11 protein-coding genes are annotated in these 13,801 nt (G+C 43.5%); 7 read left to right on the top strand and 4 right to left on the bottom strand.

All coding sequences use genetic code 11. From position 1 onward, the window contains the following. Complete coding sequence (locus Q0Q74_RS06425; protein ID WP_294429469.1) at nucleotides 1–708, bottom strand: SAM-dependent methyltransferase; 708 nt, start codon at nucleotides 706–708, stop codon at nucleotides 1–3. Nucleotides 709–1,005: 297 nt separating this feature from the next. On the opposite strand from Q0Q74_RS06425, the gene Q0Q74_RS06420 reads away from it, so the two are divergent. Both Q0Q74_RS06420 and Q0Q74_RS14200 read left to right on the top strand, forming a co-directional pair. Next, nucleotides 1,006–4,101, top strand: a complete 3,096-nt coding sequence (locus Q0Q74_RS06420) for a hypothetical protein (protein ID WP_294429468.1) — start codon at nucleotides 1,006–1,008, stop codon at nucleotides 4,099–4,101. After that, a complete protein-coding gene (locus Q0Q74_RS14200; RefSeq protein WP_367268331.1) occupies nucleotides 4,064–4,240 on the top strand; it encodes a transposase domain-containing protein in 177 nt (58 codons plus the stop codon). The genes Q0Q74_RS06420 and Q0Q74_RS14200 overlap by 38 nt, the downstream gene beginning before the upstream one ends. A gap of 122 nt (nucleotides 4,241–4,362) precedes the next feature. Here the strand turns inward: Q0Q74_RS14200 and Q0Q74_RS06415 are convergent, their stop codons facing one another. Next, the gene (locus tag Q0Q74_RS06415) at nucleotides 4,363–4,638 is read right to left on the bottom strand and encodes a DUF4160 domain-containing protein (protein WP_294429467.1); all 276 of its coding nucleotides are present in this window, start codon (nucleotides 4,636–4,638) and stop codon (nucleotides 4,363–4,365) included. Continuing rightward, a complete protein-coding gene (locus Q0Q74_RS06410; RefSeq protein WP_294427641.1) occupies nucleotides 4,638–4,865 on the bottom strand; it encodes a hypothetical protein in 228 nt (75 codons plus the stop codon). Before Q0Q74_RS06410 ends, Q0Q74_RS06415 begins: the two co-directional genes overlap by 1 nt. Before the next feature lie 163 nt (nucleotides 4,866–5,028). Here Q0Q74_RS06410 and Q0Q74_RS06405 point away from each other — a divergent pair, with 163 nt between their 5' ends. Then, nucleotides 5,029–5,862, top strand: a complete 834-nt coding sequence (locus Q0Q74_RS06405) for a sugar phosphate isomerase/epimerase (RefSeq protein WP_294429466.1) — start codon at nucleotides 5,029–5,031, stop codon at nucleotides 5,860–5,862. 106 nt (nucleotides 5,863–5,968) lie between these two features. Here Q0Q74_RS06405 and Q0Q74_RS06400 read toward each other — a convergent pair whose 3' ends face one another. Continuing rightward, nucleotides 5,969–7,192: a DUF763 domain-containing protein gene (locus Q0Q74_RS06400; RefSeq protein WP_294429465.1), complete on the bottom strand. Its 1,224-nt coding sequence runs from the start codon at nucleotides 7,190–7,192 to the stop codon at nucleotides 5,969–5,971. Between the two features lie 416 nt (nucleotides 7,193–7,608). Here Q0Q74_RS06400 and Q0Q74_RS06395 point away from each other — a divergent pair, with 416 nt between their 5' ends. The 4 genes from Q0Q74_RS06395 to Q0Q74_RS06380 all read left to right on the top strand — a co-directional run bounded on the left by Q0Q74_RS06395 (nucleotide 7,609) and on the right by Q0Q74_RS06380 (nucleotide 13,784). Next, complete coding sequence (locus tag Q0Q74_RS06395; protein WP_294429464.1) at nucleotides 7,609–9,576, top strand: hypothetical protein; 1,968 nt, start codon at nucleotides 7,609–7,611, stop codon at nucleotides 9,574–9,576. Nucleotides 9,577–9,715: 139 nt separating this feature from the next. After that, nucleotides 9,716–11,602 carry a glycoside hydrolase family 36 protein gene (locus Q0Q74_RS06390; RefSeq protein ID WP_294429463.1) on the top strand — a complete coding sequence of 629 codons (1,887 nt, stop codon included), beginning with the start codon at nucleotides 9,716–9,718 and terminating at the stop codon, nucleotides 11,600–11,602. A 12-nt stretch (nucleotides 11,603–11,614) separates the two neighbouring features. Then, nucleotides 11,615–13,117, top strand: a complete 1,503-nt coding sequence (locus Q0Q74_RS06385; protein WP_294429462.1) for a hypothetical protein — start codon at nucleotides 11,615–11,617, stop codon at nucleotides 13,115–13,117. Beyond that, the gene (locus Q0Q74_RS06380) at nucleotides 13,092–13,784 is read left to right on the top strand and encodes a TetR/AcrR family transcriptional regulator (protein ID WP_294429461.1); all 693 of its coding nucleotides are present in this window, start codon (nucleotides 13,092–13,094) and stop codon (nucleotides 13,782–13,784) included. The genes Q0Q74_RS06385 and Q0Q74_RS06380 overlap by 26 nt, the downstream gene beginning before the upstream one ends. Nucleotides 13,785–13,801 lie beyond the last annotated feature (17 nt).

Genomic DNA, 13,801 nt, shown 5'->3' with positions numbered 1-13,801 from the left:
CTACTTATATAGAAGAAATATGGTCGGAATCTTTGCGATTTCGGCCTTTTCTTTTTTCCACTGGGCAATTGTTTTTGTTTTGATTGATTCTTCGGCAGTAGTGATTCCTGTGGCGATGCAAAGCTTTGTTTCAACACGACAAGTTTTGAGAATCGCCTCAAGCATTTTCTGGTTTCGGTACGGCGTTTCGATAAAAAGCTGAGTCTGGTCTTCCTTCCAGACTTTGTTTTCAAGCTGCTTGATTTTGCCTTCCCGCTCACCGTTTTTGACAGGCAGATAACCGTTAAACGCAAAATTCTGGCCGTTGAACCCTGAAGCCATAATTGCCATAATCATCGAATTTGGTCCAACAAGCGGCACTACATGAAGATTCTTTTTTTGAGCAAGCTCAACAGCGCGACTACCCGGATCTCCGATGCAAGGACATCCCGCGTCACTGATTACGCCCATGCTTTCGCCTTTTTCGAGCGGAAGAAGAAGTTTTGAAAGGTCTGCTTTCTGGTCAGTGTGCTCGCTTAATTCCGTAAAAGTGCAGCTGTCGATGGGAAAATCCTTGTCGAGCGAAATCAAAAATCTCACCGCCGATTTGCGGCTTTCAACAATAAAATGCCGGATATTCTTTACAATCTCAAAATTATAAGCCGGAAGAACCCGTTCGTTCGGAGTTTCCCCCATAGGGCAGGGAATTAAATACAACGCTGTTTGCATGAGGATATTATAGCAGAAAAAATCGGAAGTAGGAATTAGCAGGTAGCAGTGAGCAATTAGCAATGTGGAATGAGCAATTAGAAATTAGAAATATGCGGACTTTCCACTTCTAAATCGCAGAATCTTGAACAATAAAAATCTCGTCTTATAATTAAAAAGTTGTTATTAACAGACAATTTCCTGTTCAGCAGGCTCACTGCGAATGCGATAGTTGTCTCTATTAAATACTGGATTGATTGTGCACCAAAAGCGGCATTTAGGCGGCTCCAGGTGCATTTTTGCTCTATGGAGAAATGTATGAAAAAACAGGTTTTTAAAAATGTTTTTGGAATCCCAAAGCTGCTTGGCGTACTGCTTGTGGGATTGATTCTGGCCGGAAGTCTTTCCTGTTCGTCTGATGTGACGGATGGTGGGGACGCTTCTGCAAAAACTGGTGCGATTTCTGGAAAAGTCACATTTTCTAATGTTGAAGAAAATGCGAACGGCGGAATCATCGTTACCCTCGACAAGACTGACGGACTTTCGACCGCTGCGGTAACTCAGTCTGTGGCAAGCAGAAGTCTTGTGAGCGGCGAGCGAAGCCTTGTTGCAAGCTCGGTGACTGCAAGCGACGGCTCATATAAATTTGAAAATCTTGCGGCTGGAACTTACACGATTTATGCGGCAAGCACCTATTCGAGCGAAAGGGCTGTCTTTACGAATGTTGTGGTGCGCTCTGCTGAGACGACTATTGCCGAGGCGTTGAAACTTGTCGCTACAGGTTCAATCACTGGCACAATCACGCTTGACAGCACGCCGACCGGAAACACAGGGTTTTTGGTCTTTGTTGCGGGAACGAGTTTTATGGCCATGAGCGATGATGCCGGAAATTACACGATTTCTGGAGTTCCTGCGGGAAAAGGCTATCAGTTGGTCGCCACAAAAGGAAATTCAGTACATTCTTTAAGTTCGAATGTCACTGTTACGGCGAACGGTGCCACAACTATGGCTGACAATAATTTCACGAGCGAAGAGCTTACTGCGGGTCTCAAAGGTGAGCAGGGCGAGCAGGGGCTTCAAGGCGAAAACGGCACCAACGGCAAGAACGGTGTTGACGGCAAGGACGGTGTTGACGGAAAAGACGGAATCAGCATTGTATGGCGTGGTTCATTCGCTTCTTCTGATGAGATTGCGAATCCTTCATATTTAAACGCTTACTTTAACACGACAGATGGCTGCTCATATATTTACACAGGAACAGAATGGACTCTTCTGGCTCGTTCCGGGGCAAATGGTGCCGATGGAGAAAAAGGCACAGACGGCACGAATGGCACTGACGATACTCCGACAGAAAAACCAATCGCATCTGTCGTAATGAACGGCGGAACTCAGAACGCTGATGGAACTTACGGAATTGCAGAGAATGATTCAGTCACTCTCTCTTGTGAAACTGCTGGCGTTGCCATCAAATATGTTTTCAGCGACATTGAAATTACCGCTGCAAATATTGATAAAGCTCGTTTTAAGAATGTTGGTTCACAAAAAAAAGTCCAGATTACAAGAAACAGCACTCTTTACGCCTATGCAGAATTGAACAATCGTAAATCAGAGTTGAAATCATGGAAATTTGTTGTACTTTCTGTTCCAGCAAAGCCAGAATTCACTCCAAGTGCAGAAGCAGTTGAAGGTCTTTATCCGTATGGAACGACTATTTCAATCGCTTCAACTTCAGCAGTAGCTGGTGATGAAGTAAAAATCTTCTATTCTACAACAACAGAACTTACAGCATCTAATGCTGCCACTGCTGGTACTGAATATACATCAGCAGCAGTAATCAAAATCGAAAAACCTCTCAAACTTTCTGCAATCGCAAAAGGAACTAACGGCTGGTCAAAGGTCACAACAGTTGATTATGACTGCTCAATTGTTTATGCAGAAGGTGAATTTGAAGAGAATGGAAACATTGCTAAAGCTGTAGATGCTATTAATGGAAAAGAAGGTGCATCTTTCGGTGATGGTCTTGAGCTTAAAGGCTATGTAACTCTTGCCGCAAACAAGGTTAGCAGTGGAAAACCATATATCTATATTCAGGACAAAAATGCCGGAATTCAGATTTACGGAACAAAGATTGGTGATGAAGACCCAACATATGCAGTTGGAGACTTTGTAACTGTTAAGGGGGCAAAGGCTGGTGAAGTTTATGGGACAAGTGGTGTAACAGAAGTCACATCTTTTGGATCTTTTTCAAAAGACGATTCAAAAGCAACAAGAAAAATCTACTTCAAAAAAATCCCGAGCTATTGTGTTGACTTCCGTGAGTACATTGGTGTCGGAACTCTTCTCCGTGGATTCAGAGCTAAAACATCTGACCATACATCAAATTATGATAATATTTACACAGCTGGTGCAAGTCCTGCTGCTGTAACTAATGCTGAAAAAATCAACCTCGGACCTGTTGTTTATGCTTCTGGAAAATACCAGTTCAGTGTTTGGGTACAGCTTGATGCAGATGATTCTGTACTCGCTGCTGATGAACTTCCTGTAAAAACTGTAACAGCAACAGCATCTGCTGACCCTGTAAATGGATACTATGCAGTAAACACAACAGTTACTTTTGCTTGTGAAACTGCCGGTGCAGAAATTTATTATTCTACAAGTGCATTCAAACAGAATGAATTTGATGCAACAAATACAGAAAAATTTACAAAAGCTAAAACTTATACACTTGCTGACGATGTTACTCTTTATACAATTGCTGTAAAGGGAAATGACAACTCTGCAGTTAAAGCTTACGAATACCTTACTCTGTTTGAAGTAACTTATGCAGAGCTTACGGCAGAAAAGAACTATACTCTCGATGGAAAACTTAAGAGCTTTGCTAAGAATCAGCCTACAGACGCAAGCGATACAAAATACTCAGGTTACATCGTTGCTTATAACGGATCTTCAAATAAACAGTACCTTGTTCAGGACAAGAGCGCAGGTGTTTATTTCTACAATGTTTCGCTTCCAACAAATGCACGAGTAGGTTCAAAAATTGAATTTACTGTAACTAAAGGTAGCGTTTACAGCGGCTTGTATGAAGTTACAGGTGCTAATATCACAGTTACTGAGCCAAAATCAACTGATAAGATTTATTACATCAACCTTACTGGAAAAGATGACTTTACAGACTATTGTACAGGTCAGCTTTGTGGTGTAAGCGGAAAGGCAGCTGATTACGCAACTGCAAAAGCTTCTATCTATGCAAAGAATGATGATGGAACTGCTAAATCTTTCTTTGGCTATGTATATGAACGAACTCCAAAATCTGGTGACCCGACAATTCAGCTTCAGTCACTCTTTGTAAAGGATGCAGATGTAATTCCTCTTCTCCCTGATAGAGACCGCGAAGTTCAACGGCAAGTCCCCTGAGGATTACCTTCGCTGCCTGTTCGAGAAAGCCCCTTACGCTGAGACCGAGGAAGACTGGGAAAAACTTCTCCCGTGGAACATAGAGATTACACCGTTCCAGTTCCGTGGCGAATGGATGGATTCAGCTAAGCAAGGTTAGAATTGACGGATACGAGCGTTAGCGCTGGTAGCCCCGCCGAAGGCGTATCGCTTGCGGTATGGAGCGAAGCGGAAGTGCGGAACATAGCGACCCGCCGTATGGCGGGGAACGCAAAAACTCAGCTAATCATGAAATTTGATTTCTGTGTGAAAATATGATTTCCAAAAATTCAAAAAGTCAAAGTAATAGCCCTGCATGGCAGAAAAAATACGAGATAAATCTTTTTCTGGAATTTGGCCTTTGTTGTGAGCTAATTTGAAAGAACCGTTTGCCAAAACCCAAACTTTTGTATCATTTTTAGAAGGATTACCCTTTGTGGCATGAAAATGGATAGGTTCATCTGTTTCATTTGACCAAAAATAGATTTTATAACCTGCGGTTCTGAGATATTCTGGCATTATGCGCTCTCCAATGCATCCAAGTTTCTGAAACTTGTTATCGAAGAATAAATTTGTTTTAGGTACTTCTTGAAATATTCATTTTTTTCTGAATCAAAATTGGAATGTATAACTTCGCCATCGTTCGTGAGCAGAATAGATTCTGCCGTTTTGCAATCTTCAAAACAAACATCAGTATCAGTATAAGTAATCAAAATTCCGTCTTTTTCACAAAATTCTTTTCTCATTTTATACCCCTACTAAATATTCTAGCATACTTTCTTTGAAATTGCATATGAGAAGCGTTTGAATCTTTCAATAAATCAGAAAATTCAAAACTCTGAAATGAAATTTTTCTTTCTCTCAGTGTCAATCTGTGTTAATCTGTGTTTACTTATCCTGGAGATTAATATGAAGATTTTGATTCGACCGCATGATATTGGAAAGGGAACGGCTGACTGGCTTGGCACTAATGCTCATGACTGGGGATTTGACGGCGTTCAGCTTGCTATTGCCAAGGCTGTTGAAGGGCAGAACGGAAATCCCGGCACTCTTACTCCGCAAGTCGTGTCTGAAATACGCACGGGTTTCAATTCGCACAATGTTGAGATTCCGATTTTGGGGGCTTATTTTAATCCTGTTCACTCAAACAAGGACAAGGTAAAGCTTGGTGCAGAAAAGTACGCTGACCATTTGCGCCATGCGGCTGAATTTGGGGCAAAATTCGTCGCAAGTGAGACTGGCAGCTACAACGATGACAAATGGACTTACAATCCTAAAAATCAGACAGAAGAGGCTTTCCAGGAAGTCAAAAAGATTTTCGCGCCCATGCCGCAGGTTGCAAAAGAGGCTGGTGTGTGCATGGCTTTGGAAGGAGCGTGGGGGCACTGCATGTACAAGCCGGAAATGCTCAAACGCCTTGCCGATGAAATTGATCCGGGGCAGGAGAATTTCCGCTTCATCGTTGACATTTACAATTATCTCTACATCGGAAATCACGAAAAACGCGCTGAGATTTTTGAAACTTGTCTCAAACTCTTCAAGGGCAAAATCGCAGGCTTCCACCTCAAAGATTATGTCATAAACGGTGACGAGCTTGAAATCGTGCCGCTCGGAACGGGCCTCATGGGCTGGAAGGATTTTCTTCCTATTATTAAAGCTGAGTGCCCGGACGCATACCTGATTTTTGAGGGTGTCAAGGACGTGCCGAATTCTCTTAAATTCGTAAGAAGCATTGTGGAATAGTTTTTGACGCAGATGGACGCAGATAAACGCGGATTATTTATTTTTTTATCTGTGTGTATCTGCGTTTATCCGCGTCTAATTTTTCTTTGTGTAATCTGTGAGGAATTTAAACATCGTCCATGCAGGTTCTGCCGCCCCATTCTTTGCTATGGGCTTTTTCGCGGGCGATTGTTGCGTCGAAGTCGGCGATTGGGTCGCAGTTTGCTTCGATTTGGCGGGCGGTTGTGTTGAGACGGCGGATGCATTCGCTTTTGTCGTTGTAGCCGAGTTTTGACTTTTCGATTGCTTCTCCGAGCACACGGATTGATTCGTCATAAATCTTGCACGGAACAGGGAACGGATGGCCGTCCTTTCCGCCGTGTGCAAAACTGAACCGCGCCGGGTCAGAAAATCTGCTGGGCGTGCCGTAAATCACTTCGCTTACAAGCGTGAGGCTCTGCAGCGTGCGTGGGCCAAGCCCCGGTGTGAGCAACAGTGACTCAAAATCCTTGTTGTCGCTCTCATATGCCGTAGCCAGCACCGCACCCAGCCGTTTCAAATCAACATCTTCAGCTCTCACTTCATGATGCGCCGGCATCACAAGATTCCTGTCATTACGGAGTTCAAATTCTGTTACATAATTTTCATTTGAAATTTTTGCAATTTCCCGAATCATTCTGTCTGGATTTTCGTGGGTGAGCGTGAGGATTGTGCCGCGCGTTTCTTTGGCAGCGGAGTCCGTGAGATTGAGAATCTTTCCCTGATTTTCGCCCATGACCCCGGCGTGCGGCTCTTCCACGAACGAACGCAGATTTTCAGAAGACCAGTGGTAACGGCGTGCTGTTTTTGTTGCCGTGTTCATTCCCTGCTGGACCACAACCCAATCGCCCTCGTCGCTCAGAATAAAATTGTGCATGTAAAGTTGAAATCCGTCCTGAACCGCACATCCATCGACCTTCGCCGTGAGTTTGCTTGCATTTACAAGAGAAGCCCCGTCGAGACCGGTCGCATCCGCAAGATACAAAAGCTCGTCGGGGGTTTTTCGCGAGTATTTTCCGCGCCCGCCGCACACGCAAAGACCGAATTCACGCGCTCTTTCGTTGATTCCTCGTTTGAGCGCGTACATTACGCTTGTGGTGATTCCGCTCGAATGCCAGTCCATGCCCAGAACTGCCCCAAGCGACTGAAACCAGAGCGGGTCGGAAAGCCGTGTGAGAACTTCTTTTTTTCCGAAATTGATGAGCATCGCCTCGATAATCTGAGTTCCGAGAAGTTTCATCCTGTCGGCGAGCCATTTTGGGACCGTGCCTGTATGGAGCGGCAAATCCGCGTGGCCAGAGCGTTTTAGCATGAGAAGATTATAGACGGAAAAATGCCAAACGGAAAGTGGAAAACGGAAAATTGGAAATTGAAAGTGGAAAGTATGCGGAGATTTTTTTCTCCCACAGGTTGCAACGGAGTCTCAGATGAGTTTCGATGTCAGCTTACTCTTCGTTTTAGTACAAAATTTCCCCCTAAAATCTCAACTTTTTTTGCTCTAATCTGTTGACAAAAAGTGATAGTACCACTATCATAATTTTGAAAGTGAGTGATAGTAACACTATCATAATAACAACAAACTTCCAGAAAGGTTATAAAAAAAGGAGGCATGAAAAACCTTACATCCATGTAAGGTTTTTCACGGCCAAGTTTTTACCGTTGGTAAAAACTTGCGATTCCGTTGCTTCCTGCAACGCCGCTAACGCGGAGTTAAAAAAGGAGGAAAATATGAAAAAATTGGTTGCTGCAGCTTCGGCACTTGCTTTGACTGCTGGCTTGGCTTTTGGAGAAGCCCATGAAACTTTGAAGGCACACACCTTGCAGACAGGTGTTGGTGACATTTCTTTTGGCGCTTGGGGACGCTCTACTTTCAATGTAGGTCGAGAGAATACAAGCACTAAGATTACGGCTGATTTGACTAAAACTGGTGAGCAGGCTGTTGCTGTTGGAACTGAGGCTATTGCTGCCTACGAGGCTGCTAAGGCTACAAACTCATTGGGAAGTGTTGATTCTGTAACACTTGCTGATGACGGAAGCAATGCAGCGACTTATGCAACAGCTATTGGAACTTATGCAGGAAATGCCAAAGGTATCGAAGCTGGTACTGCAAAAGGTGCTGAACTTCAGGCTGCCTTGACCTCTGGAGATCCTGCGAAAATGCAGGCTGCTGCTGCTGAAGTAACTGGTGCAGGATATACTGCTGATGCTGCTGGAATTCAGGCTTACTGCACTGCATATGGAACAAAAATTGGAACAGAATACGGCACGCAAATTGGTCAGGCTTCTGCCGCTACAATTATTGCAAAAATGCTCAAAGCGCAGGAAAAAGATGAATCTAACTCACGCAATTACGCAGGTCTTGAACCGGACTGGTCTTACGGTACACGAGTTGGATTCTGGATTATCGGCCGCACACCGGATCAGAAATTCGGTTTCGACTTCAACTTGGACGCAGACGCTCGCGCTCTCTTCGTTCACAAACTCTGGGATTCTGACGAAGCACAGAATGATATTAACTACAACGAAGACGGAAAATATGCTGTTGCAATCGGTGACCAGGCAAAAATCTGGGGCTTGTTCGACAATTCTCTTTTCCAGACAAAAGTTGCTTTCGGCCGCATGAGAGAGAATGAACTTCGCGGTACAATCGGTGACTTTGGTCAGCGTGAATCAAGCGATGTAAAATCAGAAGATGATATTTTCCAGGAAATCTGGACTGCAACTGGTCTTTTCGCATCAATCAAAGGAAACGAAGATTCAGCACTCAAAGGCTTCTACTTGAACGGTGCTGTTGATATGGCAGGTGTTTTGGGTGGTGAAAGCGCTGTTGATACAGACAGTGAAAAATCAGTTCGCCTCTACGATGCAGTTCGTGATTCACAGATTGGTGTAGGTTACACACTTCCAGGCCTCTTCCAGATTAAAGCTCAGTACTGGGGCGATTCAATTTCAGAAAGCAACTACCGCTATCAGAAATCAAAGTATGCAGCTGCTCGTGCTGCTGGATTTGGTATGAACGACTACTACGGTCGAATGGAATTCGGTATTGACTGGCTCGGATTTATGGGCGGTGCATCAAGCTTCCTTGACCCGGCTCTTGACCTTGAGAAAACACCGAATGCTAACCTTATCGAATTGGGATTCAAACTCCCACTCGTAGGCGACAAAGACTTGCGTGACTATGACCCAGAGAAATTCTACAACTGGTACGGTTGTTTGGGAACAATGGGTGTTATCGAGCACGGCTTCATCATGTACAAAGGTCATGTTTGGGGTGGAATGGGTACTTCAAACTTGAGCCAGTATTCTTACGGTCTTGTTGATATGAAAAAAGATAACGGAGCTGACATCATTATGGCTGGTGTAGACTTCCTCACAGAAGTTTGTGTAAATCCTTTCGGTGCTCAGAATCTCTTCGTAGGTCTTTCTGGAAACTACAACATCACATCTGCTAGTGCAGACGGAGATATGAAATCAGGTCTTTCTGTAAAAGATTTGAAGTTGAACCAGCACAAAATTGCTGCTGAAATCTATGTCAAGAAAACATTTGCTGCAAACAACTTCATGTTCGCAGGTATCGCAGGTGACTTCACACTCCAGAGCATGGAAGGTAATGTAAACGGTCTTGTTGACCTCAAATATGACGGAAAATCAAGCCGATTCTACATGCCAATCGGTGTTGAAATGTTCTTCTAAGTCAAAATGCATCCTTGCATTTTGACTTAGTACGAGAAAATTCTGTTCACCTAAAGGTAAACAGAATTTTCTCTCTGGTCTGAAACCCCACATCCTTGTGGGGGATGTTCTAAAATAATTAAAAACAGGAGCGTAAATCATGAAAGAGTTGGATCGAAATGAGTATTTTTACCACGGTGCAGATTGTACTGATAGCGAAAACAGAATCTTTGCAACTCTTTCTGTTGATTCGCTCCTTGAAAAACAGCTTGGAGGGGAAGCGGCTGAATTCTGCAAAAAGAATGACTTCGCTTTCTATGGTTCGGGCTGGCAGGGCTGGGGCTTTGGCGGTGAAATCAATCCTGGTGAGTATCAGAAAAAATACTTCCCGGTTGTTCCGCAGTGGAAAAATTATTTCACAGTTCCAGGCCGTCTTCCAAAATCATTGAAATCAAAAAAACTGCTTGTCGGCTCGTTCTTTATCTATTTGCGTTGGAACATGAACGGTAAGAATCTGTATCTTGCTGTGGCTTCAACGGGTAATGTTAAGGGATTGGTTCCGCCAGTTAGTTTCTATGTTGACCGTAAAAAGCGTGAAATTACATGCACGGTCTATGCTGACGGAAAGACATGGCACGAAGGCGACAAAATCGCTGAACTTGCCGTGTTTGTCGCTGGTGATTTTTTTGAGCTTCGCGAGACAACTCAGAAGCTCTTTGCAGAGGATAAGGAGGCGCGCTTCGGCACGCTGAATTTCCTCAATTCTACACCGCAGAAAGGTAAAATTTCTGTCGGCGGCTGGGAATCTTGGTATAATCACTATGCCGACATCAACAACGAACTTATTCAGGGTGACCTTGAAGGGCTTGGTAAGACAGAAAATCTCATCAAAACACATTTTCTTGATTCTAAAAAGCCTTGTGTCTTTCAGGTTGATGACGGATGGGAAATTTCCCTTGGTGACTGGGATGCCCGAACTGACCGTTTCCCTCAGGGGATGAACTCTCTTGCTTCTTCAATCGCAGAAAAGGGCTATGTTCCAGGTCTTTGGATTGCACCTTTCATTGTTGATTTGAGAAGCGAACTTGTAAAAAATCATACCGACTGGCTTTTGCGTGATAAAAAAGGAAAACCCGTTACAGCAGGATTCAATCCTCTTTGGGGCGCGAATTTTGGAAAGGATCAGCCTTCTTTCCCTGGTTCATATTTCTGCCTTGATTTGAGCCGTGATGATGTTCTTGAACACCTTGATGCGCTGATTGAAAAGGCTGTGAATGAATGGGGATTCCGTTACCTTAAATTGGACTTCCTTTTTGCCGGTCTTATTCGTGGTGAATTTAAAAATGGCGGTGCTGCATACGAATGGTATGACCGTGCTGTAAAAGTTCTTACAAAGAGAACAATGAACAAAAATGGAGAGAGGGTAGCTTACCTGGGCTGCGGAATGCCGTTCGAGTCAAGCTTTAAGGCCTTCCCGCTCTCAAGAATCGGAACTGATACTAAAGAAGACTGGGATATTTCGTGGATGAAAAAATCGAACTATCCTTCAAGACCGAGTGCATTCGTAAATATGCAGGATACCCTTGGACATGCTTTTTGGGATAACGGCGTATACATCAATGATCCGGATGTTGTATTCCTGCGCTACGAGAACATCAGTTTGACTGATAAAGAAAAAATCCTGATTGCACTTGTGAATTATCTGTTTGCAAGTCAGACAATGCATTCAGACGACCCTGTACATTTTGATTCAGAAAAAGAAGGGGCATTTACAAAGAAAATCGAGCAGCTTTATGAGCTCTTTGAGGATGAAGATTTTGGTGTTGAAAACAGAAATGCCACAAGTTATTTCATCTTCTCTAAAAATGAAAAATACACAGGCTTCATCAATCTTGGAGACGAGCCTGTATATATAGAAAGAACTGAACTGGTTTCAAGATTCAGCGGTAAAACAGAGAATCTTGAATCAGTAGTTGACTACGGAACACGAATGACTGACGGCTTCCATTTTGAGCCACATTCGATTTCGATTTATGAAAGAAAGTAGGGAGAAAAAGTTATGGACAAGTCATCTGTTATTTTTGGCAATGTAATCGATAAAAAGACACTCCGCAAGGCATCGGCACAGCAGAAAAAATTCCTTAAAAAATTTGGTGATGACAGGAATACTCCTTATCATCTTGCTGCTGTGGACAATGAAGTTTTGACACCAGCTTTCGGGGCTAAAGTTCTCGTGCTTTCAAAAGAGCCGATGGGCGAACTTCCTGAAAAATCAATCATCATTGGTAACATCCGAATGGGCTTCGGTCACTACAGAATTTCAATGGCAATGGCAAGTGCCGCTCACGCAATGGGCTACACTCCGCTCTGGCTCGACTTGAATTCGTTCCCGGAGACGACTTGTACAAAAATCATTGCTTATCAGAACAAGCTTTATTCAATGGCAAGCCGCCTTTCACAGAAGTCAAAACTCTTCAATAAATTGGTATGGGATCCGCTCAACACAGAAGGCTTCAAAAAGCTCTCTTACAATGCGGGCGACCAGAAAACTGCTGAGCTTATGACACCTGTCCTGCATGATTTGCCGCGCGAAACACCGTATATCGCAACTCATGTCTGGCCAAGTCAGGCTGCCGTTCATGCTGGCTTCACTCATGTTGTTAACGCAATTCCTGACAACTGGGCAATGGGCCTTCATTTGAGCGAAGGTGCACTTCATCTTGTGCAGACTCCTTCTTCTTATCTTTCATATAGAACACTCAAAGGTTTTGACGGTGAAAATATCCTCAAACCGATGAGCGAAAAAGATATCTGCTATGCAGGTCACTACATGGACGACGAAATGGTTCGAAACATTGAGTCTGATTGTAAAAAACGACTTGCAAGAATCTCTGGCAAAAAACCGCTTCGCTTCCTTTTGACAATTGGCGGTGCGGGCGCTCAGGGAGACTACTTTGCAGGACTTATCAAAACTTTGCTTCCTTATATCAAGGAAAAGAAAGCTGCCCTGTATCTGAACATCGGAGATTATGAGAATGTGTGGAACATGTTTAAGGAGAAAATCCCTGAAATTGAGGAACATTCAAAGACTCATTTCCATGACTGGTCTTTCACACGAAAATTTGCAGAAAACGCTTTGAATGACATTGCCTGTGCTGGCGATGAGTCAAACGGAATTCATGTTTTCTGCCACAAAGACATTTTTGCGGCCGTTTATGCGACAAACATTCTTATTCGTGCTTGTGATGTGCTGATTACAAAACCGAGTGAGCTTGCATTCTATCCTGTTCCAAAGCTGATGATTCAGCATGTCGGAGGCCATGAATGCTGGGGTGCAATACGGGCTGCAGAAGTGGGCGATGGAACACCGGAATGTCCGAGTCTTGAATATGCCTGCTTTATGCTTCGTTCATTTGTTGAGACACCCGACTTGCTTGAAAAGATGAATCATGCGATTATGTCTAATAAAAAAGTCGGAATTTACAATGGCGCATATCATGCTGTTGAAAAAGCTGTCGGCAAAGAGGTGAGCATCTATGAGTGGGCAGGCGAGTGTAACTAAAAGCGAAACCCGAAAAGAAAAAAAAGACGGAAGAATCCAGTCGATTATTGAATGTACTTTCGGTTTGTTTTCTGAGAACGGAATCGAAAACATTTCAATGAACGACATTGCGGCAGCTTCCAAAATTGGAGTTGCTTCTTTGTACAGATATTTCCAGACAAAGGAAGAACTTGCAATTGAGGTCGCGATTTACGCATGGAATCTTGAGACGGCAGTGTTCAGCGAAGTATTTTCTTCTGAGAAGTACGATTCGTTGAGCGGCTTTGAGCAGATGAGGGAATTGCTTGAAGTTTATGCTGATGCCCTCATAACACAGAGAAGTTTTTTCAGCTTCATCTACTATTTCGATTCTTTCATTAAGAAGGAAAAGGTGAGTTCTGAAAAGCTCCTCGAATACGAAAAAACGATTGGTATCACAAATACAATCGTTGTTCAGGCACTGGAAAAAGGAATCAAGGACGGTTCGATTTCATTCTCCAGTTCCAAAAATGAAGTGCTTGCCGCTTCAACTGCACAGGAAATGTTTGTAACGATGATGCATTCCCTGTTCTGCCTTGCGCAAAAGCTTTCAATTTCAGGAGAACTTTTGACCATGGACAGAAGCGTAGAAGCGAGAAAGCAGATTGAACTTTTAATCAACATAATTCTTGTTGCCTTAAAGAATTAAAAACGGAAATTTTAAAA

This window comes from uncultured Treponema sp. (genome assembly GCF_946187725.1).
Classification (GTDB): Bacteria; Spirochaetota; Spirochaetia; order Treponematales; family Treponemataceae; genus Treponema_D.
The sequence above is the reverse complement of the archived record's forward strand: the minus strand, read 5'-3'. Positions and strand labels throughout refer to the sequence as shown.

Coding starts and splice junctions, on each gene's coding strand:
- Q0Q74_RS06420 (WP_294429468.1), top strand. CDS start 1,006: ATGAAAAAACAGGTTTTTAAAAATGTTTTTGGAATCCCAAAGCTGCTT.
- Q0Q74_RS06425 (WP_294429469.1), bottom strand. CDS start 708: ATGCAAACAGCGTTGTATTTAATTCCCTGCCCTATGGGGGAAACTCCG.
- Q0Q74_RS06415 (WP_294429467.1), bottom strand. CDS start 4,638: ATGCCAGAATATCTCAGAACCGCAGGTTATAAAATCTATTTTTGGTCA.
- Q0Q74_RS06380 (WP_294429461.1), top strand. CDS start 13,092: ATGAGTGGGCAGGCGAGTGTAACTAAAAGCGAAACCCGAAAAGAAAAA.
- Q0Q74_RS06390 (WP_294429463.1), top strand. CDS start 9,716: ATGAAAGAGTTGGATCGAAATGAGTATTTTTACCACGGTGCAGATTGT.
- Q0Q74_RS06395 (WP_294429464.1), top strand. CDS start 7,609: ATGAAAAAATTGGTTGCTGCAGCTTCGGCACTTGCTTTGACTGCTGGC.
- Q0Q74_RS06385 (WP_294429462.1), top strand. CDS start 11,615: ATGGACAAGTCATCTGTTATTTTTGGCAATGTAATCGATAAAAAGACA.
- Q0Q74_RS06400 (WP_294429465.1), bottom strand. CDS start 7,192: ATGCTAAAACGCTCTGGCCACGCGGATTTGCCGCTCCATACAGGCACG.
- Q0Q74_RS06405 (WP_294429466.1), top strand. CDS start 5,029: ATGAAGATTTTGATTCGACCGCATGATATTGGAAAGGGAACGGCTGAC.
- Q0Q74_RS06410 (WP_294427641.1), bottom strand. CDS start 4,865: ATGAGAAAAGAATTTTGTGAAAAAGACGGAATTTTGATTACTTATACT.